Source organism: Nakamurella sp. GG22 (assembly GCF_052976845.2).
This window is the reverse complement of the sequence record NZ_JBRIIO020000023.1, coordinates 47,380-68,663: the sequence shown is the minus strand read 5'-3', so window position 1 is coordinate 68,663 and position 21,284 is coordinate 47,380. Positions and strand designations below refer to the sequence as shown.

Below are 21,284 nucleotides of genomic sequence, written 5' to 3'. Positions count from 1 at the left end.
CCGGCCACCCGTGAGCTGGCAGGCATCAGCCGGGATAGAACGGGGCCGAGCCGTTGAGGAACGGCTCGTTCTCCAGGGGCGACTGCCACTGGCCGTCGACCTGCGAACCCTCCAATTGCCAGATCCGGCCGCTGAACGCGATCAACATCGGCTCACCGGCGGCCACGGCGAGTCCGTCGATGTCGCCGAAGATCCCCCGATCGGTGAGCTCCCGCGCCTCGAAGCCGTCGATCGAGACATCCCAGAGGCTCCGGTAACTGCCTTGCGTGGTGGAGGCGGCCACCACCAGTTCGCGGGAGTTCGCGAAGGCGACCGGTCCGACGTGGATCAGGTCCGGTCGGAGCGGGGTCAATTTGGTGATCTCCAGTGGCGTGCGCCCGACGGCGGGATCCGCCGCGGTGTCGGTCGTCGGGGCGGCCCCGGCCGCGTTCGGCGGGGTGTCCTGCGCGTCCGTCGGCGGCGTCAGCACACCGACGTACAGCTTCTCCCCCGCCACCACCGCAACCCGGACACCGTCGGGTGACAGCACGAGCGCGGTGACCGCACCCTTGCCGCCGAGCTCGGTGGAGTTGACCCGTTCGCGGCTCGGATTCGCGCTGGACGCCACCCGGTAGACCTCCGGTTTGGTGGCGCCGTTCTGCACGACCCACGCCTCGTCGCCGGCCCTGGTGAAGCTCGGCATGGTCAGCGTCTTCGCCTTCAGGACCGGATCTGCCCTGTCGTCCTCCTGCGGCCGGGCCATCAGCAGGTCCTGTCCGCCCGCGGGGTCGACCGTGACGGCTGCGATCGCGCCGTTGGCAGCGGACTGCGCGGCCGTGACAGCCGGCACGTCCGAGGTGCCCAGCGGCCCTGGGGCGGGCGTCCCGTCGAGCAGCCCGACGATCGCGCCGTCGGGGGTCACGAACAGCGGATCGGAGGCGACCTGACCGGTTCCGGCCAGGCGGTCGGGATCGAACGAGGTGACGGTGGTGATCGTGTACACCTGCTGCGCGGGATCGAGCGGCTCCCCGTCGACGGTGATGGCGATCCGCGGGGACGTTGGTGACAGGGTCCAGACCAGCTGGGCGGCGAGCGCCCGCCTGGCCTCGGGCGTGGAGACGTCGACGCCGGTCAGGTCGACCTGCAGCACCCCTTCGGCGTCCACCGACGGGTTCGAGCGCAGTGCCGACCGGGCGGTGAACTCCGACTCCACCGCGCCCTCGAGCTTGCTGCTCGGCCCGTCGATGAGCATCGCGATCAGCCGGTTGGCCCGGTTCGCCGGCGTCTGCCCGATCACCACGTGCCGGACGTCCGGGACGACGACCGTGCCGGAGGAGTCCAGGAAGTAGAGCGTGCGCTGCCGGAACGCGGTGGGGAACTCGCTGGTGGTGAGCAGCAGTTCGGGCGGTGGATCGCTGATCCGCCACTCGCCGTCCACCTGCACCAGGGTCAGCGCGCGGGAGTATTCGCCCGTGGCGGCGGGCCGGAAGGCCCGGTCGAGATCCAGGCTGCCCGGGGTCTGCCCGCTGACCGTGACCACGCCCGGGGCCGCCCGGTTGACGGTCGTCCGGTATCCATCACCCAGCACCACCACGGGTATCTCGCCGGGCTGCCACGACTCCTGCGCGTCCGGGGTCAGGTACTGCCTGGCCGCGGCGAAGCTGGACCCAGAGGCCGCGTCCAGCTCGGGGCGGGCGCTGGCCGAGATGAAGCCGCGGACGATCTGGTCCGGCTGCTGGCCGGCCGTCGGCGCCAGCGGAGCGACCGCGTCGACCTGCTCGGCGATCTGTGTGACGTCGACCGCGGCGCTCGACCCCGGCACCCCCGAACACCCCGCTGTGAGGCCGAACAGCACGGCCGACAGCAGGGTCGCCAGTGCCGCAGCGAGCCTGCGATGCCTTGTCACGACGTCCCTCCGACGGTGCTCGGCCGCGCACCGGTGCTCTGCGGATCGTCGACGACCGTGCCGGGCCGGTCCGTCGAGGACAGCGTCGCGCTCGCCCCGGCCGACGGGACCGATGCGGGGTGCAGGTCGTCGTCGCTCGGGGCGGGCTTCAGCGTGCCGTCCTCCACCATCATCCGGACTCCGTCGCGCAGTGCATCCCCCGTCACCGGGCCGACGACCGTCCCGGGCAGCGCCGGCGCGTCGACGCCGAGCCGCAACGGCAGCGGGGACTGGGTGATCAGACCACCGTGCCGGCGCGGCAGCGTCAACCGGAACCGGGCACCTTCGCCGGGCGCGCCCGACGCCTGCAGCCAGCCTCCGTGCAGGCGCGCGTCCTCGAGCGAGATCGCCAGGCCCAAACCGGTTCCGCCGGTCTGCCGTTGCCGGGACGGGTCGGCGCGCCAGAAACGGTTGAAGACGAGGCCGGCCTCGCCCGGGCGCAGCCCGACACCGTGGTCGGTGACGGTCACCGCGAGGACGTCATCGTCGGCGGCCAGTTCCAGTTCCACCGGCCGGCCGTCGGCGTGGTCGATGGCGTTGTAGATCAGGTTCCGCAGGATGCGGTCCACCCTCCTGGTGTCGATCTCGGCGACCACGGGCTCGTCGGGCTCCTTCGTCACGATTGCCACACCCACCTGCTCGGCCAGCGGCATGGCCGCCGCGATGCTGGCGTTGATGCTGGACCGGATGTCGATCGGCTCCGCATTGAGTTCGGCCATACCGGCGTCGTACCGGCTGATCTCGAGCAGGTCGGCCAGCAGCGACTCGAACCGGTCGAGCTCGTCGACCAGCAGTTCGGTGGACCGCTTGAGGTGCGGTGGGAAGTCGTCCCGGCTCTCGTGCAGCACGTCGGCCGCCATCCGGACCGTGGTCAGCGGGGTGCGCAACTCGTGCGAGACATCAGAGGTGAAGCGACGTTGCAGCTTTCCGAACTCCTCGAGTTGGCGGATCTGCACCCGGATGGCCTCGGCCATGCCGTTGAACGAATTCGCCAGGGTGATCATCTCGATCGCGCCGGTCACCGGCATCCGTTCGGCGAGCTCGCCGGCCGCCAGTTTTCGGGCACTGGACGCCGCCCGGCGCACCGGTCGCACGACCTGCGCGGCGACCAGCACCGAGATCAGCGTCAGCGCGATGGCCAGCGCGACACCGCCGAGCAGCAGCGTGCGCTGCACGACCTGCACGGTGCCGAGTTCGCCGGCCAGCGGGAAGATCAGGTAGACCTCGAACGAGTCGGTGGTGGTGGGTGCCGGGCTGCCGACCACCAGCGCGGGGATGGCCTGACCGTTGCGGATGATGGTCGTGTACTGGTACGCGATCTGACCCTGCGCGACGCGGGCGCGGAGTTCGGCCGGCACGTCGGCGATCGGCTGCTGGATGGCGATGTCGGTCTCGGTGCCGATCCGGCTGGGCACGATGACCGGTTCGAAGACGCCCGCTGTCGAGCCCTGCGCGTCGGACGACCCGTCCGCCCGGCCGATCTCGCCGAGGGCGATCCGGAGCTGCTCACGCAGCGAACTGGGGTCGGAGTCGGCCCCCGACAGGCTGGCCTGCACCGTCTGCCGGGCGCTGTCGATCTCGGCCGTCGCCGCGTCGATCTTGGACCGCAGCAGTCCGGTGGTGATCTGCTGCTGCAGGATCAGGCCGAGAAAGAACATCACCACCGTTGACAGGGTCAACGTCAGGACGACGACCCTGACCAGCAGCGAACGGCTCCAGAACGCGACCTTGCTGCGCGCTCCGGCGAGCAGCCGGCGCAGTCGGGGCGGCCGCGCTGCGCCGTCCTGGGGCGGCGCGCCGCCTGCAGGATCAGCTGGGTCCTGGCCGGGCGATCCATTGTTCGCGCCGGCTGCACCTGGCGCCGGCGCCGTGCTCACGTGGTGCCGGCCCGATACCCGACGCCGCGGACCGTGACGACCACCTCGGGATGCTCGGGATCCTTCTCGATCTTGCTGCGCAGCCGCTGGACGTGCACGTTCACCAGCCGGGTGTCGGCGGCGTGCCGGTACCCCCAGACCTGCTCCAGCAGCACCTCCCTGGTGAAGACCTGGCGGGGCTTGCGGGCCAGCGCGACCAGCAGGTCGAACTCGAGCGGAGTGAGCGAGATCGGCTCGCCGTCGCGGGAGACCTGGTGGCCGGGGACGTCGACCTCGACGTCGGCGACCCGAAGGCGCTCGGCCGCCCCGACGTCGGCGCGCCGCAGCCGGGCCCGGATGCGGGCGGTCAGTTCCTTCGGCTTGAACGGTTTCATCACGTAGTCGTCGGCACCGGATTCGAGGCCGAGGACGACGTCGACCGTGTCGGTCTTCGCGGTCAGCATGATGATCGGGATGCCGGACTCGGCCCGGATCTCCTTGCAGACATCCAGCCCGGACACTCCCGGCAGCATCAGGTCCAGCAGCACCAGGTCGGGATGCACCTCGCGGAAGACGTCGAGCGCGCGCGAACCGTCGCGAACCACCGCCGTATCGAAACCCTCCCCGCGCAGCACGATGGTCAGCATCTCTGCCAGGGCGGGGTCGTCATCGACAACCAACACGCGTGCTCTCATGCCGTCCATGGTGACACCCCGCACACGCGGGGGACTGCTCAGCGCGCTGGGGAAGCCCCGCGGACTACATCCGGTGGCGGCGCCGCACCGTGGGACCATGATCGGGTGAGCATGTCGCGATATCCCGACCAGGGCCGGTACGGCCCGCCTGATCCCTACCGTCAACCAGGCCCGATCCCGCTCCGTCCGATGACCGTCGGCGAGATCCTGGGCCTCGGGTGGGGCGTCGTCCGCCGCTCGCTGGCACCGCTGGCCGGGGCCGCCATCGCGGTGTCGGCCGTCTCGGCGATCGTGACGCTGGGTGCCCTGGCGGCGACCGGATCACTGCAGACCTTCGCCGACGCGGCGTGGGTCGACGACCTGTTGCGCGGCGGCAGCACCACGATCCCGTCCGGCATCGTCATCGCCACCCTGCTCGGCCTGCTGGTGTCCACCACCGGCGGACCGATCGTCGCCGGACTCGCCGCCGCGTTCGCGGGCGCGCATGCCATGGGCAGGGACGGCCGCGGCGCCGTCGCGGAACGTCTCGCCGGGCGCTGGCCGGTGCTGCTCACCACCGCGCTGGTCGTGGGGGTGCTGGTGGCCGGCGGTCTGTTGGTCCTGGTGGTGCCCGGTGTGCTGGCCTACCTGATCCTGGCGTTCGCCGGACCCGTCGCGGTGATGGAACGGGGATCGGTCGGCGAGTCGCTCCGCCGCAGTGCCGCGCTGACCCGCGGTCATCGTGGCCGCATCCTGGGTACCGTCGCGGTGACGCTGATCGCCGGCTCGGTGGCTGCGGCGATCGTCTCCTCGTTCGCCGGCGCGGTGGTCGGCGGGACCGGGTCGGTGACGACACTGCTGGTGACGCAGGGGGTTTCGGTTCTCGTCGGCGGACTCGCCGGCGCCTGGACCGGCGCCGTGATCGCCCTGCTGTACATCGACGTCCGGGTCCGCACCGAACACCTGGATGACGCCCTGCGGGCCGCGGCATCCGCCGACCGGTCCCGGGTCAGTCCGCCAGATCCGTCGGCAGCGTGACGGAGCCGTCGGCGGCGGGCGTCAGCACGGTCCACGGCGACAGGTAACCCTGCGCCGCCAACTGCCGGTACATCTCGCCGGTCCGCCGCTGCAATCCGGCGTCGGCCTCGAACCGGTCCAGTGCCCGCTCGATGTCCGACGATGCACGTCCCCTGGCACGCTCCGCCGCCACGTCGAGGGGCGTCGCGAGCAGGACCTGCCGGTCCGGCACAGGCACCCCGAAACGCCCGACCTCGAGCTCTCGGACCCACTGGGCGAAGCCGGTCTCCACCTCCGGACCGCCGAGCCGGGCCGATCCGTAGGCCGCGTTCGAGGCGACGTATCTGTCCAGCAGGACGATGTCGTGCTCGCCGAGCAGCCGCCTGATTTCCGGTGCGGCCGCCCGGCGGTCGAGGGCGAACAGCAGCGCCGGCCCGTGGACCGAATCCGACAGATCTCCCAGCCTGCCGTACAGCGCATCCCGGACCAGGTCGGCGTGGACGTCCTCGCCGTACCGGGGAAAGGCCATGGTGGCGACGGTCAGTCCGGCCGACCGCCACTGCCCGGCCAACCGGGTGGTTAATGTCCGCTTGCCCGAACCGTCAAGCCCCTCGAGAACGATCAACCGGCCCACGACCGAGCACCCTACGGCGCGTCACACAAGAGTCATCACATCGGTACGGACTGTCACTAGTCACGGCGTCCATCCCGGTGGCACGCTTTGACCCGTGACAACGACCCGCAAGCCGGGGTCCGAGAAGACCTTCCTCGGACAGCCGCGACAGCTCGCCACGCTGTTCTCCGTCGAGATGTGGGAGCGATTCTCCTTCTACGGCATGCAGGGGATCCTGCTGATCTACCTGTACTACTCGGTGGCCGATGGCGGTCTGGGGCTGGACCGGGTGGCGGCGACCAGCATCGTCGGTGCCTACGGCGGCCTGGTCTACCTGTCGACCATCCTCGGCGCCTGGCTCGCGGACCGGATCCTCGGGGCCGAGCGAACGCTGTTCATCGCCGCCGTGCTGGTGATGTGTGGGCACATCGCGCTGTCCCTGCTCCCGGGTCTGCTCGGGGTGGGCGTCGGGCTGGTGCTGATCGCCTTCGGCAGCGGCGGGGTCAAGGCGAACGCGACCTCGCTGGTGGGCAATCTTTACACACCGCAGGATCCGCGCCGGGACGCCGGCTTCTCCATCTACTACTTCGGCATCAACCTGGGCGCGTTCCTCGGCCCGCTGCTGACCGGCCTGCTGCAGACCAACAAGGGCTTCCACTGGGGGTTCGGGCTGGCGGCCGTCGGCATGGCAGTCGGCCTTGTCATCTACTCCGTCGGCCGCAAGAACCTGCCGCCGAGTTCCAACGACATCCCGAACCCGCTGCCGGCCAACCGGCGGTCGCTCGTGATCGGCGCGGCGGTTGCGTTGATCGTGCTGATCGCCGTGCTGGCGTTGACCGGTGTCCTCACCGCGGACCGGCTCGCCACGATCGTCGTGGCGGTGACGGTGTTGTGCGCGATCATCTACTTCGCGGTGATCCTGTCCAGCAAGAAGATCACCCCGATCGAGCGCCGACGGGTCTACTCCTTCATCCCGATGTTCATCGTCAGCGCCGTGTTCTGGTCGCTGTACCAACAGCAGTTCACCGTGGTGACGGAGTACTCGGACAAGCAACTCAACCGGGAGATCTTCGGCTGGGAGATGCCGGTGAGCTGGGTGCAGTCGATCAACCCGGTGTTCGTGATGATCCTGTCGTTGGTGTTCGCCGAGATCTGGACGAAGCTCGGGAACCGGCAGCCGCCGACGCCGATCAAGTTCGCGGCCGGTGTGATCGTCATGGGCATCGCGTTCCTGCTGTTCATCCCGATGGCCAGCACCGTGCCGAACAGTGCGCCGCTCTGGGGCCTGATCGGTGTGCTGTTCGTGTTCACGGTGGCGGAGCTGCTGATCTCGCCGGTCAGCCTGTCGCTGGCCACCAAGCTCGCCCCGGAGGTGTTCCGGACGCAGATGGTTGCCCTGCTGTTCCTGTCGATCGCGCTCGGCACGGCGATGGCGGGCGTGCTGGCCGAGTACTACTCGGACGAGAACCAGGTCGCCTACTTCGGCATCCTGGGTGCGGTCGCGATCGTGACCGGGGTACTGCTGGTGGTGGCCACGCCGCCGATCCGGAAGCTGATGAGCGGGGTTCGCTGACGCCGGAACGGGCCAACTCCGGGTGGCGGGATCTGCTCGTGTTGGATGTCCCCATGACATCTGCCAACTCGAGCAAGCCCGTCATCGACTTCCCGAACGGCGAGCCGCCGGCGACCCTGGAGATCAAGGACATCACCGTCGGCGAGGGCGCGGAGGCCAAGCCGGGCGGCACCGTCCGCGTGCACTACCTCGGTGTGGAGTTCTCCTCCGGCGAGGAGTTCGACTCCTCGTGGAGCCGGGGCGAATCCATCGAGTTCCCGCTGCGCGGCCTGATCAAGGGCTGGCAGGACGGGATCCCGGGGATGAAGGTCGGCGGCCGCCGCCAGCTGACGATCCCGCCGGAGCTGGCCTACGGCCCCGCCGGCGGCGGCCACCGGCTGAGCGGTCAGACGCTGATCTTCGTGATCGATCTGCTCGACGCGCGGTAGGAACCGCGCCCGCATTCCGCTAGTCCCGCTAGTCCCGCTAGTCCCGTGTTGATCATGGCAAAACTCGCACCCACCGGGCGTGTTGCTCGGCGTGTCGTGCGAGTTTCGCCATGATCAACTTCGAAGGAGGCACGCAGTTCCGCACCGCCCGCTGAATGCTCAGCTGCCGGACAGCACCGACCGGACGGCCCGCACGGCCAGCGCGTGGTCCTCGTCCTCCGGAAGCCCGCTGACCCCGATGCCGCCGACCAGCGACCCGCGCACCCGGAGCGGGAACGCACCGCCGGAGGCCGCGAACTGACGCGGGTCGTACCCCGCGTCACTCGCGAACACCTGGCCCCACACCCGGAACTGCTCCCCTACCCCGTAGGACGAGCGGTCGAACAGCCGGACGACGGCCAGCTTTCGCCGGATCCACTCGTTGTTGTTCGCGTTCGATCCCGGCAGGGCGGCGCAGAACACCACCTGCGCACCGAGTTCGATCGAGATCACCACCGGCAGGTCATCGGCCTCGGCCAGTTCCCGAGCCCGGCAGCCCAGCTGCCAGGCGTCGGCCGGACCGAATCGGTCGAACTGCAGATCCCTTTCCTGCTCGTCGATCTCGGTCAGAAGTCCGGGTGTCGCCGTCATCGGTACGGAATCTCAGTACCGGTAGTGATCCGGCTTGTACGGGCCCTCGACGTCGACGCCGATGTACTCCGCCTGGTCCTTGGTGAGCTTGGTCAGCTCGCCGCCGAGCGCCTCGACGTGAATCCGGGCCACCTTCTCGTCCAGGTGCTTCGGAAGCCGGTAGACCTCCTTGTCCCACTCATCGGGCTTGGTGAACAGCTCGATCTGGGCGATGACCTGGTTGGAGAACGACGCACTCATCACGAACGACGGATGACCGGTGGCGTTGCCGAGGTTCAGCAACCGGCCCTCGGACAGCACGATCACGGTGTGGCCGTCCTGGAAGCGCCACTCGTCGACCTGCGGCTTGATCTCGATGCGCGACGCGCCCGACCTGGCCAGCCCGGCCATGTCGATCTCGTTGTCGAAGTGGCCGATGTTGCCCAGGATCGCCTGGTGCTTCATCCGGCGCATGTGGTCGACGCCGATGATGTCCTTGTTGCCGGTGGTGGTGATGATCAGGTCGGCGCGCTCGATGGCCTTGTCGACTGTCGTCACCTCGTACCCGTCCATCAGGGCCTGCAGCGCGCAGATGGGATCGGCCTCGGCGATGATCACCCGGGCACCCTGGCCGCGCAGCGACTCCGCGGAGCCCTTGCCTACGTCGCCGTAACCGGCGACCAGTGCGACCTTGCCGCCGATCAGCACGTCGGTCGCGCGGTTGATGCCGTCGACCAGCGAGTGCCGGACGCCGTACTTGTTGTCGAACTTGCTCTTGGTCACCGCGTCGTTGACGTTGATCGCCGGGAACAGCAGCTCGCCGGCGGCGGCCAGCTGGTACAGCCGGTTCACGCCGGTGGTGGTCTCCTCGGTGACGCCGCGGATCGCCGGTGACGTCCGGGTCCAGTACTGCGCATCGTTCGCCAGCGACTGGCGGAGCAGATCGAGAACGACCTGGTACTCCTCGGAATCGTCGTCCTGAGTGGGGGGCACGACGCCCGCCTTCTCGTACTGCACGCCCTTGTGGATCAGCAGCGTCGCGTCGCCGCCGTCGTCCAAAAGCATATTTGGACCCTGCGCTGTGCCGTCTTCTTTGGCAGGCCAGCGCAGCATCTGATCGGTGCACCACCAGTACTCGGGCAGGGTCTCGCCCTTCCAGGCGAAGACCGGCACGCCCTTGGGCTCCTCGACGGTTCCGTAGCGGCCGACCGCGACGGCGGCGGCGGCGTGGTCCTGGGTGGAGAAGATGTTGCACGAGCACCAGCGGACGTCGGCGCCGAGGTCGACGAGGGTCTCGATGAGGACGGCGGTCTGCACGGTCATGTGCAGCGAGCCGGAGATCCGGGCGCCGGCCAGCGGCCGCACCTCGGAGTACTCACGGCGCAGCGCCATCAGGCCGGGCATCTCGTGCTCGGCGAGGGTGATCTCCTTGCGGCCGAACTCGGCCAGTCCCAGGTCCGCGACCTTGTAGTCGAGGTCGCCGGAACGGTCGACGGTCAGCTCGGTGGCGGACGATGTCGATTCGGACAGCGTTGATGCGGACAATGGTGCTCCTCTGAGGGCATGACGGGACCGCGGTGTTGCGGTCACGAGGGCCGGACTCGGGTACCACCCTGCACCGGACGCCCCAGTGTCGATGTCACAGCGTCACTGTCGCAGTGCCATTTCACAGCGGGGGCGTGCATGTCACCGCTCAGGATACCGGGCGGATCCCCGATCGCAGAGCGCCACTCGCGCAGCCACGCCGGAACAACGATTGCGCCGCCGCGCAGGACCGCGAGAGGTCAGTCGTCCGACGGGGTGTGCTTCGGCCGGGTGGTGTACATGCCGAACGCCAGCCCGAGCAGCCCGCCGATCAGCACCAGCAGGACCAGGTTGCTCAGCACCACCCCGGCGGCCAGTCCGGCGAAGGCACCGGTGAAGGCCCAGATGGCGACCGCAGGAGCCCGCGGCTCCTTCCCGTCGGGTGCTTTTCTCACCCGGTCACCGTAGCCGCCGCACAATCGGCAGGTCCGCTCTTCTTCGCAGAGGGTCGAACGGGCACGATGCACCCATGAGCGACACAGAACAGGCGCCCGAAGGCCAGCAGGGCGAAGCCGTTCCGGCGGCCGGACCGTCACCGGCGGCGAAAATGGGAGCGGCGGCGCTGCGACGCCAGGGCAACTACACGTCCGCCGTGTACGGGTCCGTGCTCGCGGCGTCGGTGGTGGTCAGTTCCGGAGACCTCCGAACACCCGCTGTGTTGTCGGTCCTGCTGGTGGTCAGCGGGTTGGTGTTCTGGAGCGCGCACGTGTACGCGGCCACGGTGGCCGGGGTGCACGGCGGCTGGCACTACGGCGCCATCGCGTCCGGCATGCGGAAGGAATGGCCGGTCGCCTTTGCGTCGATTCCGCCGGCCGCTGCCGCGTTGATCTGCGGTGCGCTGCCGAACGTCTCGGTCAACGACGGTGCCTGGGCGGCACTGATCGTGGCGATCGTCGAGATGCAGGTGTGGGGTTTCGCGGCCGTGCGGAACTCGAATCTCACCGGCCAGGCACTGACCAGGACCATGCTGTTGAACGTCTTCATGGGCCTGGTGATCGTGGCGCTCAAGGTGGGCGTCGCGCACTGACAGCCGGGCCGCGCCGCCCGGGCGGCGCGCTGGCCCCGCGACTGCTCGGGTGCGGGCTGCTCTGGTGAGGAGTGTTCGGGCGCGGGGTGGGTGTCCGAGTGGTGGGTGGGCATCATGGGTGCTGCTCTCCTTCACAGGTAACGGTGGGGTGGGGGCAATCGGTGGGCCGGGGGCTGCAATCCCCCGGCCCGCCACCTGACCCCACCGGGTCAGTTCGCGGCGACCAGCTCGAACGCGCGGGTCTCCACGGCGGCGTCGTTCGCGGAGGTGATCGCCCGCTTGGCGCGGGCCGCTGCCGGGTTCCGCTTGTCCGCGACCGGGGCGAAGTGGTCGGTGTACTCGGTGATCGCCTGGTACGCACCCCACCGGGCGCCCCGGATGACCTCACCGGTCGGTGAGTGCCGCCACAGGTCCACCAGCGCGGTCCGCCGGTTCGCCGCGATCGTCTGCGACCGCTTCGACTTCCAAACGGGGCCGACGACCCCGAGCACGTCCGGTCGCCCGGTGACCGGGTTGGTCCGCACCGTGGCGAACTGCTGCACGCCAGATGGAATTGATCGCGCCTCGGCAGGCTCGCCATGAACAGGACTATCGCGTCGTCGGGCCCGTCGAGGGTGCAGATGCGGAGACCTTGGTGGTGATGTTGCAGGCCGCGATGTCATTCTGCAGGTTGGTTTGGATCGGCTGGAGGCGCCGGACGATGTCGTCGAGTCGTGCGATGTCGAACTGCTTGGCGGCATCGCCTAACTCGGTGATGGCCTGAAAGGCGTCTTGCGCGGTGTTGATTGCCCGAACGCAGGCATCGTTGACCGTCACCTGGGCTGTGATAGCCGCGGTCTCGGTACCCGACGGGGGGCCGGTTGCCGGGGCGGCCGTTACGGTGGTCGGTGCCGCCGCACGGACCGGCTGGGAGTCCTCACTGAGCAACGCCATTGCGACGGCGCCGAGGCCTATGCCGAGAACGAAGGCGATACCGGCGAGAATCCACGCGAGGGATCCGCCCCCACGGCGCCGCCCAACCGGCTGAGGCGCTGGTCCGGCCATGTCGAGTCCTTCCCGCCGTCGACACCGCTTTGTCGTCCAACAGCGTGTTCCCCAGGCGCGACGCCCCGAAGCCTCCACCTCATGCGGTCGCCGTAGGTGCACGGTCGCCGCCGGCCACGTTCACCTGCGTCGCGCGACGCGGGATCTGTCGGTCTGGCTGACCCTGAGGTTGGCGGGGAACAGTCTCCTTTATGTGCACCGCGGCAACGGGTAGCGGTGGGCCGACCTGCCTGCTGGGTCCGGCCCGATGACCGGCGCTGCGACATCGGCGTACCGGGCCGTCGTCGTGGCCGGCCGTTGGTTGATCGTGGTCGGCTGGGTCGCGTTGGCCCTGTTGTTGCCGCCGGCGGCGCCGTCGGCGGAGGGCACGATCGGCAGTGACGTCGGCACGCTGCTACCGGCGGACAGTCCCGCGGTGACCGCGCAGCAGCGGTCGCTCGAGAAATTTGCGGTGCCATTGATCTCCCAGGTCTCGATCGTCGTGCACGATCCCGCCGGCTTGACCTTATTGACGCAGGCCGACGTTGCCCTGTTTGCGCTGTCGTTCGTGAAGGCGAACCAGGAGGGACGAACGCCTCCCGGCCCCGCGCAGATCATCGGTGCCGTACCCGTTCCCGGGGTCACCCCGGACACCGCCGTGACCTACCTCTACACATCGCCGGGGACGGCGCCGAAAGATACGGTCGCGCTCGCCAACGGGTACGCGGCCCACTTCGCCAATCAGGCGTCGGTCCAGACGTGGGTGACCGGGGTGCTGCCCGGACAACTGGCCCAGCGCGTGTATTTGTACTCCCGCCTGGACTTCGTGGAGATCGCGACGCTGGCGCTCGTCGCGCTCGTCGTCGCCTTCGTGTTTCGCTCGTTCACCGCCCCCCTGGCCGTGCTCGCCGTCGCCGGGCTGGGGTATGTCGTCTCCCTCCGGTTGTTGCGGGTGCTCGCCGATCGACTGGGTTTTCCGCTTCCGGACGAGCTGCGACCGCTGCTCGCGGCCCTGCTGATCGGCGTGGTCACCGATTACTGTGTCCTTTTCCTGTTCGCGTTCCGCGACCACCTGGTCCGGGGTGCCCATCGGCACGGCGCGGCGGCCCGAGCTGCGGCGGCGGAGGGACCGATCGTGGCGGTTGCCGGCCTGACCGTCGCCGGCGGCACCGCGGCCCTGCTCGCAGCCAGCTTTCCCATCTTCAGGGCCTTCGGACCCGCGATGGCGGTCACCGTTCTGGTCGGACTAGCGGTGTCGATCACGCTGGTTCCCGCCCTGATGGCCATCGCCGGCAGGTGGCTGTTCCTGCCTTGGAACCCAACGCGCTGGGCGGCGAAACTGCACCGCAGGACCACGCGCCGCGCGGGCCTGCTGGTGCGGATTCTCGTCAACCGGGCGGGCGCCGCGGTCGCGGCGCTCCTGGCCATCGGCGTCCTCGTGGCGGCAGCTGCGCCCATCGTCACCATGAGGCTCGACGCGTCCTTCACCGGTCCGGTACCCCGGGGCGATCCTGTACGCGAGGGCGCGGACTTGCTGGACGCCTCCGGCGTCGGCGGGATCACCGCGCCCACCGAGATCCTCATTGAAGGACCGAAGGTAACCACCCAACGCAAGGCCCTGGACGCCATGCAAGCCGCCATCGCGGATTGGCCCGGAGTCGCCCGCGTGCTCGGGCCGGCGCAGAACCCGTTGCCGGACGAATACGGCGTGGTGTTGTCGACTGACGGCACCGCTGCGCGCTACATCGTCGTTTTCGCGGGCGACCCGTTGGGCGGCGAGAGCATCGAAGATTTGGAATCATTGAGCCCCGAGCTACCGGCGCTCGCCGCCGCGGCCGGTTTGCAAGACGTCAGCATCAGCGTGACGGGGCAGACCGCCATTGCCGCCGAGCTCGCGGCGATCACGCGGCAGAACCTGCTCGTCACCCTGCTTGCCGCGTTCGGGATCGAACTGCTGATCCTGATCGTTTACCTGCGCGCCTTCCTGGCACCACTGCTCCTGCTCGCCTGCAGCGCCCTGGGCGTCCTCGCCGCACTCGGTCTCACAGTGCTGGTCTTCCAGGACGTCGGCGGCGCCACCGGGCTGACCTTCTACGTCGTGTTCGCCACGTCGGTGCTGCTGCTGGCGCTCGGTTCGGACTACAACGTCTTCACGGTCGGAGCGATCTGGCGCCAGGCCGCACGGCATCCACTCGGCCGCGCGATCGCCCGCGCCATGCCGGCCACGGCGCGGGCGGTGACCGCTGCGGGTCTCATCCTGGCCGCCACTTTTGCCATGGTGGCGATCATCCCGCTCGACACCTTCCGCCAACTCGCCTTCACGATGTCGATCGGACTGTTGCTCGACACCTTCATCATCCGGCCGGTGCTGACGCCGGCGGTGCTGACATTGCTCGGGCGGTCGGCCGGCTGGCCCAGTCGGCGCATCACAACGGCGGCCACCTCCGGCCAGGACCTCCAGAAGACCGCGCAGCGGGCCGCCCTTCGGTCGGGTTCGTCGCCCGCGGGCGTCGACGCGGGGCGCCTGCCGGCGAGGACCCAACGATGACGACGTCCCAGGCTCCCGGCAGGTCAGCCGATCCGGCTGGGAAACCGCCCGGCCGCCGGTCTCGGCGCTCCCGTCCCGGGCTGATGATCGCGTTGTTTCTGGTCACGGTAGCCCTGCTGCTCGGGGCCGCAGACTGGCTCGCGCGTACGGTGGCGCAGAGCCAACTTGCTGACGAGATCCACCATCAGACAGGGAGTTTGGCGCAGCCCACGGTCGTGATCGGCGGCCCTGTGTTTCTCCCACAGGTCCTGCGCGGACGGTACGATCAGGTGGCCATCACGTTCCCCGAACTGCGCGACGGGCCGCTGATACTGCGCGACGTGCACGCGCGACTATCCGGAGTACATGTGCCTTTCCGCGACGTCCTGACCGGGAGCGTCAACCCGCTCCCCGTCGATCACGCCGACGAACAAGCGTTGCTCACCTACGACGATCTCAACAGCTATCTGGCGGCGGTCGGGCAGTCGGTGACCGTCCAGCGCCGCCACGACGATGGGACGGTGCTGCTCACGGGAAGCATTCGACTCGGCGCGTCGACCGTGACGGGCACTGCCGAGGCACGCATCTCGGCGGCTGGCGACGCAGTCGCGGTCACGCCGACCCGCTTGATCTCGAACAACCCGCTCGCTTCGCTCAGCCAAGTGCTGCTCGGTGAGCGGTTCACGTTCCTCATCCCACTCGATCCACTCCCGTTCGGCGAGCAGGTCACCGACATCCAAGTGCAAGAGCAAGGTTTACTGATCCGTGCGCACGGTGACAGTCTTCTGGTCACGCCGTGAACTCGGGTCTGCCCTGAGCTCAGTTCACTCGTGGGGTTCGAACTGTCACGCCGCAGTTGCGAGCAACTGGTAGAGCGTCGTCTCAAATTCGACGGTGAGCTTGGCCGGGATTCTTGGTCGCTGACGCGGCGAACCCGGTTCGATAAGTCGTCAGCGTCATTACCGCGACGACAGACGCCTCGGGCGGGCCGACGGCTGAACCCAGATGCGCCGCAATGATTACCGACCTGCGGCACTTGCCCCAAACAAGCGCGCGACGCCTCCTTGGACGACCAGCCGTCTGTTTCTCCGTTGGTCTCAATCTCCAGCGAACCTCACGGCCCGCGGTTTCAGGGCGTTGAAGCAATACGAATTGCTGACGAAAGAATCTTCTCCTCCGCGTCGGTGACGAAGGAGACGACTTCGAGCTCGAGGGGCGGTTCGTCCTGGGTCCAGGAGCCCAGTTGGTGACCTCGTCAAATAGGTCGGTCACATCTACTCACCGCAGGATCCGGGCGGCCGCACCGGTACGGGATCTGATAGCGCCTGGTTGTCGGCAACTGCTGATGATGATCGGTGCGCTTCGCACGTCACCGAGTCTGGGTTCGACGACGACCCCGGCCGTCAACTCATGGCGGTCGGCATGAAGGGTTGACTCCGCCCACCACACTCAGCAGGATGGTTTGAGAAGGACGGTGCCGTTCCGCATTCCGGGCGCCCCGTAGTCCTCGAGCCGGAGGAGGCTTCCGGTCAGCTTCTCCGCTTCGGCAAGCGTTGGAACCGACGACGATCCCAAGTCGCCCCGCACGGAGGTGGGCCCGATCGTCAAGAAACCTTCGCAGGAAAAATCAGCCGGCGAGAACGACGGGGGATCGGTCACCGACCTGACGCTGCCGGTCAGGCTTGTCCCCACTCGACACCCGTCAAACTGGCCGAACGCGATGGTGGTGATCAGGACCTGGTGATAGTCAGCTCCCAACTGAAGGCTTCCGTATATGTCGTACACCGGGTGGGACTCGCCGTCGGCATCGAGGGTCTTGACGACGTTGGGAAAGGAATATGTCCTGTCCGCCAGCTCTCGCCAGCTTCGCACACCGAATCTGACGGAGTGCAGGCGAAGGGCCGGTGTCTCATCAGACGCCTTCTCGCTCAGTCGCAAAGGCCCCAGCGGTACGGAGATGGCGTGCACCAACACAGGCTCAAGGCCTTCTTCCTCGCCCCACTGGATGGACCCCTCCAGTTCCCCGTCGGCGCCAGCCAATTGCGTGAATTGCAGATGCTCAGACATCACTCTCGTACGCCTCCTTGACCTTGGCCTTCTGCTCGTCGGTGAGTCCGCTCATGCTGGCCTTGCGAACGTCGCCGATGATCTGATTGATTGCCGGTAGGAGTTCGGAAACGGTGTAGCGCTTACTGATCGCGCGATACTCGAGCGGAATCCCATTCTGGTTGTAGAGCTCGTAGAACACATTGATGTCTCCGGAATTGATGGTCGGCTTGTCAGGTGCCGGCAACTCTTTCCCGATGACGACGGAAATGGCTCCTCCAGTCCCCAGGAGAACCCGTTCGGTAAAGTCGGTGTAATCGCCTGTAATCAGGCGTTTCTCGGTCGGGCGTGCCTCCAGCTTTGCCGCGAGCTTGCCCTCACCGACGGCGCTCGGCTCGTCTCCTCGTGCCTGTTCGACCCAATAGGCGAGCTGCAGATACTTGGTCTTCTTCAACCGATCGCCGATATTTCGAACGAACTCTTGTGGTGGAGGGTCGTTCTTGAGGGTCTGGGTTGCGGTCTTGGCCAGGAGGCGGTGCGGGCTCGTCTTGATGAGGAAGGGAACGGCGTTCTTGACGGTCGCGGTAGTTCCCCCGGAGGTCTGCTGCAAAGTGTCGCCCAGGAGATAGCTGTATATCAGGCCGATCAGTCCCAAAAATGCGTCCCTGGAATCCTTGTCGAGTGTCGTGATCCAATGGTCCGCCGGGGCGCGATTGAATGTCGTGTCGAGTTCTGCGACCACCTCCTGCACGATGCCGAGAATGTGTTTGCGCGCCTCCGATGGGGGAGCCACCTCGACTTTTCGGCCGGGCAGGGCGGCTTGAGCAAAGAACGCCAGCAAAGCGGAGGGGACGACCCCCACTGTTGCCTGGAGGTAGATCTCGTCCTGGATGCCGTTCTTCAGGTAGTCCTGAATCATCTCGTCGAGCTCGGTCGACTCCTTGTCCAACCACCACCACGTGTCGAAATCCTCGACCGGTACACCGGTCTTGAAGCCGGCCTTCGCGGGCGCGCCGAGTTGGTGCATCTTTCCACTCTTGGCTTGGGTCAGGGCATCGGAGAGCAGCTGTTTCAACGACTCTCCGACGGTCCGCAGCCTCTTGTTGGCACCCGGAGCAAGCTCGTCCATGGCCGTTGTCACGAATTCGATCTTCGTCCTCGGCTCGTGCGGCGTGCCCGAGACGAAGCCCAGATCGGCGAGTTTCTGCACGATGGGGCCGCGATCGATTGACCCGCCGTGATCACTGTCCAGCCGAACGTCGAGGCCGCCCGCGTGACCGCCCATGTCGGTGCCGTAGGGAACGCCGCCGTCCAGGAATGACTTGACCGAGTCGGTGACGTCGGCAGCCGACTTGAGGTACTTGAGTTTGTCGGCGCTTGGTCCGAGGCTCGGCACCATCAGCTCCGCCTCGAAGCCGACTTTCCGTAGCAGTCGAGTCGGACTCGGCGCAGCAGTGCGGCTCGGTGCGGTTGAGCGCATCAATGCTGGTGACGCGGTCAGGCCGCCAGCACGCTGATCGGGGTTACTCACCTCGCTGGACCGCCGCCGGAGGACTCCCAGGACACCGTCTGCGACCCGATCCGCCTCGTGTTCAGCCGGATCTCCTGCCCGGCCGATGACCGGGCCACCGCCCGGCCTGCCGGCAGGGCCCTGTTGCACTGTGTGTGCGAGTTCGTGTGCGAGAAGCCGTTGACCGGAGGTCGTTTGCGGCGCGTAGCTGCCTGCACCAAAATAGATGTCCCGCCCCAGTGTGAAAGCTGTCGCCTGCACCGATCTGGCGAGCGCGGCCGGTTCATCCCCGGTGTGGATCCTGACCTCCCCGAGGTCGGCGCCCATGGCCTCCCCCATGGCGTCGGCGATGTTGGCCGGCAGCGGCCGACCCCGACCCTGCAGTCGGGCCAGGGCTCCGTTCACCTCCGGACTGACCCGGGACCCGCCGAGCGGGTCGTTCGGCTCATCGCCCCAGCGACGGATCTGAACGGTCCGCGGTCCATGAACCAAACCCGGAACCGGCACCACCGAGGAACCCACCTGAAAATCTGGTTCAACGTGCGCCACTTGCGCGTCGCCGGCAACGGGTGAGCGATCGACGTGGCTCTTGGACCTGTGCTGAGGACGCGTAGACGTCATGACTGCCCCCTTGCGGCGTTCCCCCACCCGTGCAATGGCCGATGCGCACGGTGAGTAATCGGTTCGCACGGCCAGTCACAGTCTGTGCCTCGATGCACTGATACGCCAGCGCTGGTTCGAAAGTCCCGCGGTCTCTGGCCCGTCGACATCAGTGGGATGGTTCGGACTAATTGGCGACGTTCCGCCACATCAGACAACCGACTGTGGCGATCGTGATCATCAGCCAGGATCGCGCGTTAAGCGCGGTGGGTCTGTGTCTCAGTCGATTCCCAGGCCAGATGCTGGCTGGCACGGTAGATGACGACCTCAGGCGAACGAACCTTGGCGGACTTGGAAAGCCTCTATCCACCAAAATCCGGGGATGCAACGAGGACTGGACCGGAGGGGTGAGGAAGCCGCCGAAAGCTGTCGCGTTGATCGCAGCATCGGACGTACTCGGTAGCCGGCCGATCCGAGTGGTCAACCGCTAGGCAATCAGAGACACGCGACGCCGACCGCAAGGTTTAGGGCGCTGATGGGGAACCGTATGGTCGCGGGTTCCCCAGGTTGGCAAGCAGGACCAGTACCAAATACGGCGCTGCGACCGCCATCCCCGCCGTGATTACCGGCCACGGCTGACGCGCGAGCACTTCGGCGCGTTCTGCCGCGCCGCCCACCCACCGGGGTGCGGCTCCGTCGACAACGGTGTCCGGTCCGCCGTTGGGTTGGAGCGATATCGTGTCGGCCGTTGAACAGCTGCTGGCATTGGCGAAAAGGGAGTGCGAGGTGGGCGAGGAATTTGACCCCGGCGAACGCTCCCGGAGGTTCTGGGATGCTGCCGCCCGACGAAACCCGATGTGGCATATCGCGACCGGCGTAGCGGCCGATGCCGACACGTTCTATGCGTTGGGCCGGCGGGAGGCGGATCTTTTCTTGTAGCGAAGCCGCGCCGGCCGGACCGTCGTCGACGGTGACCTGGAGTCGGTGTCCGAGGGGCCAGGCACCAACAATGACGGCTGCGGCGTCAGCACGATGCTGGAGACCGCGCAGGAAATGGCCGAGCTGCGCGTTCAGCCGCGGACCAAGGTGCGGCTCATCTTCTTCTCCCGTGAGGAGCAGTGCCTGCCCGGCTCCGCACAATACGTTCCCCAGTTGTCGACGCGGCAGGTCCCCCAGAGCCTTGCTGACGAGACGACCCCGTTCGATGGGCGCTCGGATTACTCTGGTCCACCGAGGTCGGGTTGCTGGTGGCATCTTCCCCGGCGCGGAAGGGATCGAGCAGCCGTACCAGTACTGAACACTTCCCTTGGGTCACCGGTGACCACATGTCAGCACCTGGCAAGCCCGGCGAGCAACCACCCGCACTGCACCTGCGCTTCAAATAACGCCGCGGTCCTCAACGGCGCTGGTTGATTGATCCTCGATTCGTTGCCACGTGCCTGGCGAGTAATGCGACGTCCGCCCATCGGCCCAATAGATGGTGAGCACCCCGGTAACCGGGTGGATGGTGTAGCTGCTGTCCTCGTCGAATTCCTGCCCCTGAAGATTTCCGGCCCATACCTGGAATTTCGTCACCCGACCATCATCCCTCGCTGCGTCTGCTGCTAGATGGGATTGCTTTGCCGCCGCTTCCGGGGGTGCGCCAGCTGTAGTCACCGGGGAAGGTCAGGGTATACCCGAGAGCCGCACTCGAATTCGCAGTACGGCTGGCCGTGCGGTGCCGCATCGAAGGTCTTGCTGACATGGTTGTTCACGCAGCGCCAGGTCGGGCGTTGTTTCCAGCGGTCAGGGATCCAGTCGCCTCCGTTGACCTCTGTCTCGAGTTCTGCGATCTTCTGCAATCGCACCAGAAGCCGCGCAGCCCGTACCGCTTCCTGCTTCCCGCCCCACATGGGACAATTGTGTCACGGAAGCATCGCTGTGCGTAGCGGCAATGGGGCGAACAAGTGGCCCCGCGCCGTCGGGGGTGACGCGGGGACCAAGTATGTGACTCTACGCGCAACACCTCTCGACTTGAAGTCTCCTTCTGATACGGCAGGTCGTGATCTCCCGGTGCCGGTACTTGTTCGGGCGTGCACATGTTAGGCGCTGAAACGCATGGCAAACCACGAGGGTGACGGCCCCAGGCCGATGAACGTGGTATCGCGCACCCCGCCGGCACACGATGGTTGTTTGTACTTGAGGCTGCTGTCGTCGGTTCGCCCAGTTTGCTCGTCCAGCACCCGATAAGGCTGCCTTTCGACCGCCTGGAAGTTCGGTGGACCTGGATGATG

At 67.6% G+C, this 21,284-nt stretch carries 21 protein-coding genes; 8 read left to right on the top strand and 13 right to left on the bottom strand.

What is annotated here, in order from left to right; translation table 11 throughout:
• Positions 1 to 25 precede the first annotated feature (25 nt).
• From ACVBEQ_RS20715 to mtrA, 3 genes are read right to left on the bottom strand one after another with little or no spacing between them, the layout of a single operon-like run.
• Positions 26 to 1,885, bottom strand: a complete 1,860-nt coding sequence (locus tag ACVBEQ_RS20715) for an LpqB family beta-propeller domain-containing protein (protein WP_447155204.1) — start codon at positions 1,883 to 1,885, stop codon at positions 26 to 28.
• The gene (gene mtrB / locus ACVBEQ_RS20710) at positions 1,882 to 3,801 is read right to left on the bottom strand and encodes an MtrAB system histidine kinase MtrB (RefSeq protein WP_447155203.1); all 1,920 of its coding nucleotides are present in this window, start codon (positions 3,799 to 3,801) and stop codon (positions 1,882 to 1,884) included. Before mtrB ends, ACVBEQ_RS20715 begins: the two co-directional genes overlap by 4 nt.
• Entirely contained in the window at positions 3,798 to 4,484 is a 687-nt protein-coding gene (gene mtrA, locus ACVBEQ_RS20705) for an MtrAB system response regulator MtrA (RefSeq protein WP_447155202.1), read from the bottom strand. The genes mtrB and mtrA overlap by 4 nt, the downstream gene beginning before the upstream one ends.
• 96 nt (positions 4,485 to 4,580) lie before the next feature.
• Between mtrA and ACVBEQ_RS20700 the strand changes: the two genes are divergently transcribed.
• Positions 4,581 to 5,492 carry a hypothetical protein gene (locus ACVBEQ_RS20700; protein WP_447155201.1) on the top strand — a complete coding sequence of 304 codons (912 nt, stop codon included), beginning with the start codon at positions 4,581 to 4,583 and terminating at the stop codon, positions 5,490 to 5,492.
• Here the strand turns inward: ACVBEQ_RS20700 and ACVBEQ_RS20695 are convergent.
• On the bottom strand, positions 5,464 to 6,105 hold the full coding sequence (locus ACVBEQ_RS20695) for a dTMP kinase (protein ID WP_447155200.1): 642 nt from the start codon (positions 6,103 to 6,105) through the stop codon (positions 5,464 to 5,466). The two genes, ACVBEQ_RS20700 and ACVBEQ_RS20695, sit on opposite strands and share 29 nt — an antisense overlap.
• A 94-nt stretch (positions 6,106 to 6,199) precedes the next feature.
• On the opposite strand from ACVBEQ_RS20695, the gene ACVBEQ_RS20690 reads away from it, so the two are divergent.
• Both ACVBEQ_RS20690 and ACVBEQ_RS20685 read left to right on the top strand, forming a co-directional pair.
• Complete coding sequence (locus ACVBEQ_RS20690) at positions 6,200 to 7,657, top strand: peptide MFS transporter (RefSeq protein ID WP_447155199.1); 1,458 nt, start codon at positions 6,200 to 6,202, stop codon at positions 7,655 to 7,657.
• A 53-nt stretch (positions 7,658 to 7,710) separates the two neighbouring features.
• The gene (locus ACVBEQ_RS20685; RefSeq protein ID WP_447155198.1) at positions 7,711 to 8,085 is read left to right on the top strand and encodes an FKBP-type peptidyl-prolyl cis-trans isomerase; all 375 of its coding nucleotides are present in this window, start codon (positions 7,711 to 7,713) and stop codon (positions 8,083 to 8,085) included.
• 159 nt (positions 8,086 to 8,244) lie between these two features.
• On the opposite strand, the gene ACVBEQ_RS20680 is transcribed toward ACVBEQ_RS20685, so the two are convergent.
• The 3 genes from ACVBEQ_RS20680 to ACVBEQ_RS20670 form a co-directional block, all read right to left on the bottom strand.
• On the bottom strand, positions 8,245 to 8,715 hold the full coding sequence (locus tag ACVBEQ_RS20680) for a heme-degrading domain-containing protein (protein WP_447155197.1): 471 nt from the start codon (positions 8,713 to 8,715) through the stop codon (positions 8,245 to 8,247).
• A 12-nt stretch (positions 8,716 to 8,727) separates the two neighbouring features.
• A complete protein-coding gene (gene ahcY, locus ACVBEQ_RS20675) occupies positions 8,728 to 10,194 on the bottom strand; it encodes an adenosylhomocysteinase (RefSeq protein ID WP_447155242.1) in 1,467 nt (488 codons plus the stop codon).
• A gap of 284 nt (positions 10,195 to 10,478) precedes the next feature.
• Entirely contained in the window at positions 10,479 to 10,673 is a 195-nt protein-coding gene (locus tag ACVBEQ_RS20670) for a hypothetical protein (RefSeq protein WP_447155196.1), read from the bottom strand.
• Between the two features lie 74 nt (positions 10,674 to 10,747).
• Between ACVBEQ_RS20670 and ACVBEQ_RS20665 the strand changes: the two genes are divergently transcribed.
• Positions 10,748 to 11,305: a hypothetical protein gene (locus tag ACVBEQ_RS20665; protein ID WP_447155195.1), complete on the top strand. Its 558-nt coding sequence runs from the start codon at positions 10,748 to 10,750 to the stop codon at positions 11,303 to 11,305.
• 209 nt (positions 11,306 to 11,514) lie between these two features.
• On the opposite strand, the gene ACVBEQ_RS20660 is transcribed toward ACVBEQ_RS20665, so the two are convergent.
• Entirely contained in the window at positions 11,515 to 11,847 is a 333-nt protein-coding gene (locus ACVBEQ_RS20660) for a DUF932 domain-containing protein (protein WP_447155194.1), read from the bottom strand.
• 46 nt (positions 11,848 to 11,893) lie between these two features.
• The gene (locus tag ACVBEQ_RS20655) at positions 11,894 to 12,121 is read right to left on the bottom strand and encodes a hypothetical protein (RefSeq protein ID WP_447155193.1); all 228 of its coding nucleotides are present in this window, start codon (positions 12,119 to 12,121) and stop codon (positions 11,894 to 11,896) included.
• Positions 12,122 to 12,596: 475 nt separating this feature from the next.
• Between ACVBEQ_RS20655 and ACVBEQ_RS20650 the strand changes: the two genes are divergently transcribed.
• Positions 12,597 to 14,876, top strand: a complete 2,280-nt coding sequence (locus tag ACVBEQ_RS20650; protein ID WP_447155192.1) for an MMPL family transporter — start codon at positions 12,597 to 12,599, stop codon at positions 14,874 to 14,876.
• 83 nt (positions 14,877 to 14,959) lie between these two features.
• Positions 14,960 to 15,655 (top strand): LmeA family phospholipid-binding protein, encoded by a 696-nt coding sequence (locus ACVBEQ_RS20645; RefSeq protein WP_447155191.1) that lies wholly within the window; start codon positions 14,960 to 14,962, stop codon positions 15,653 to 15,655.
• 649 nt (positions 15,656 to 16,304) lie between these two features.
• Here ACVBEQ_RS20645 and ACVBEQ_RS20640 read toward each other — a convergent pair.
• Positions 16,305 to 16,922 (bottom strand): hypothetical protein, encoded by a 618-nt coding sequence (locus tag ACVBEQ_RS20640; RefSeq protein WP_447155190.1) that lies wholly within the window; start codon positions 16,920 to 16,922, stop codon positions 16,305 to 16,307.
• Positions 16,915 to 18,960 carry an eCIS core domain-containing protein gene (locus tag ACVBEQ_RS20635; RefSeq protein ID WP_473163195.1) on the bottom strand — a complete coding sequence of 682 codons (2,046 nt, stop codon included), beginning with the start codon at positions 18,958 to 18,960 and terminating at the stop codon, positions 16,915 to 16,917. Before ACVBEQ_RS20635 ends, ACVBEQ_RS20640 begins: the two co-directional genes overlap by 8 nt.
• A gap of 789 nt (positions 18,961 to 19,749) precedes the next feature.
• Between ACVBEQ_RS20635 and ACVBEQ_RS20630 the strand changes: the two genes are divergently transcribed.
• Both ACVBEQ_RS20630 and ACVBEQ_RS20625 read left to right on the top strand, forming a co-directional pair.
• Positions 19,750 to 19,950 carry a hypothetical protein gene (locus ACVBEQ_RS20630; RefSeq protein WP_447155188.1) on the top strand — a complete coding sequence of 67 codons (201 nt, stop codon included), beginning with the start codon at positions 19,750 to 19,752 and terminating at the stop codon, positions 19,948 to 19,950.
• Between the two features lie 45 nt (positions 19,951 to 19,995).
• Positions 19,996 to 20,424 carry a M28 family peptidase gene (locus ACVBEQ_RS20625; RefSeq protein ID WP_447155187.1) on the top strand — a complete coding sequence of 143 codons (429 nt, stop codon included), beginning with the start codon at positions 19,996 to 19,998 and terminating at the stop codon, positions 20,422 to 20,424.
• Here ACVBEQ_RS20625 and ACVBEQ_RS20620 read toward each other — a convergent pair.
• The gene (locus ACVBEQ_RS20620; RefSeq protein WP_447155186.1) at positions 20,389 to 20,586 is read right to left on the bottom strand and encodes a hypothetical protein; all 198 of its coding nucleotides are present in this window, start codon (positions 20,584 to 20,586) and stop codon (positions 20,389 to 20,391) included. The genes ACVBEQ_RS20625 and ACVBEQ_RS20620 overlap by 36 nt on opposite strands.
• A 77-nt stretch (positions 20,587 to 20,663) precedes the next feature.
• A complete protein-coding gene (locus ACVBEQ_RS20615) occupies positions 20,664 to 20,903 on the bottom strand; it encodes a hypothetical protein (RefSeq protein ID WP_447155185.1) in 240 nt (79 codons plus the stop codon).
• Positions 20,904 to 21,284: the final 381 nt, after the last annotated feature.

What these genes read in the sequence shown, in the direction of transcription:
- mtrA (WP_447155202.1), bottom strand. Translation starts at nt 4,484, where the DNA reads ATGGACGGCATGAGAGCACGCGTGTTGGTTGTCGATGACGACCCCGCC.
- ACVBEQ_RS20685 (WP_447155198.1), top strand. Translation starts at nt 7,711, where the DNA reads ATGACATCTGCCAACTCGAGCAAGCCCGTCATCGACTTCCCGAACGGC.
- ACVBEQ_RS20680 (WP_447155197.1), bottom strand. Translation starts at nt 8,715, where the DNA reads ATGACGGCGACACCCGGACTTCTGACCGAGATCGACGAGCAGGAAAGG.
- ACVBEQ_RS20665 (WP_447155195.1), top strand. Translation starts at nt 10,748, where the DNA reads ATGAGCGACACAGAACAGGCGCCCGAAGGCCAGCAGGGCGAAGCCGTT.
- ACVBEQ_RS20650 (WP_447155192.1), top strand. Translation starts at nt 12,597, where the DNA reads ATGACCGGCGCTGCGACATCGGCGTACCGGGCCGTCGTCGTGGCCGGC.
- ACVBEQ_RS20645 (WP_447155191.1), top strand. Translation starts at nt 14,960, where the DNA reads ATGATCGCGTTGTTTCTGGTCACGGTAGCCCTGCTGCTCGGGGCCGCA.
- ACVBEQ_RS20640 (WP_447155190.1), bottom strand. Translation starts at nt 16,922, where the DNA reads ATGTCTGAGCATCTGCAATTCACGCAATTGGCTGGCGCCGACGGGGAA.
- ACVBEQ_RS20615 (WP_447155185.1), bottom strand. Translation starts at nt 20,903, where the DNA reads ATGTGGGGCGGGAAGCAGGAAGCGGTACGGGCTGCGCGGCTTCTGGTG.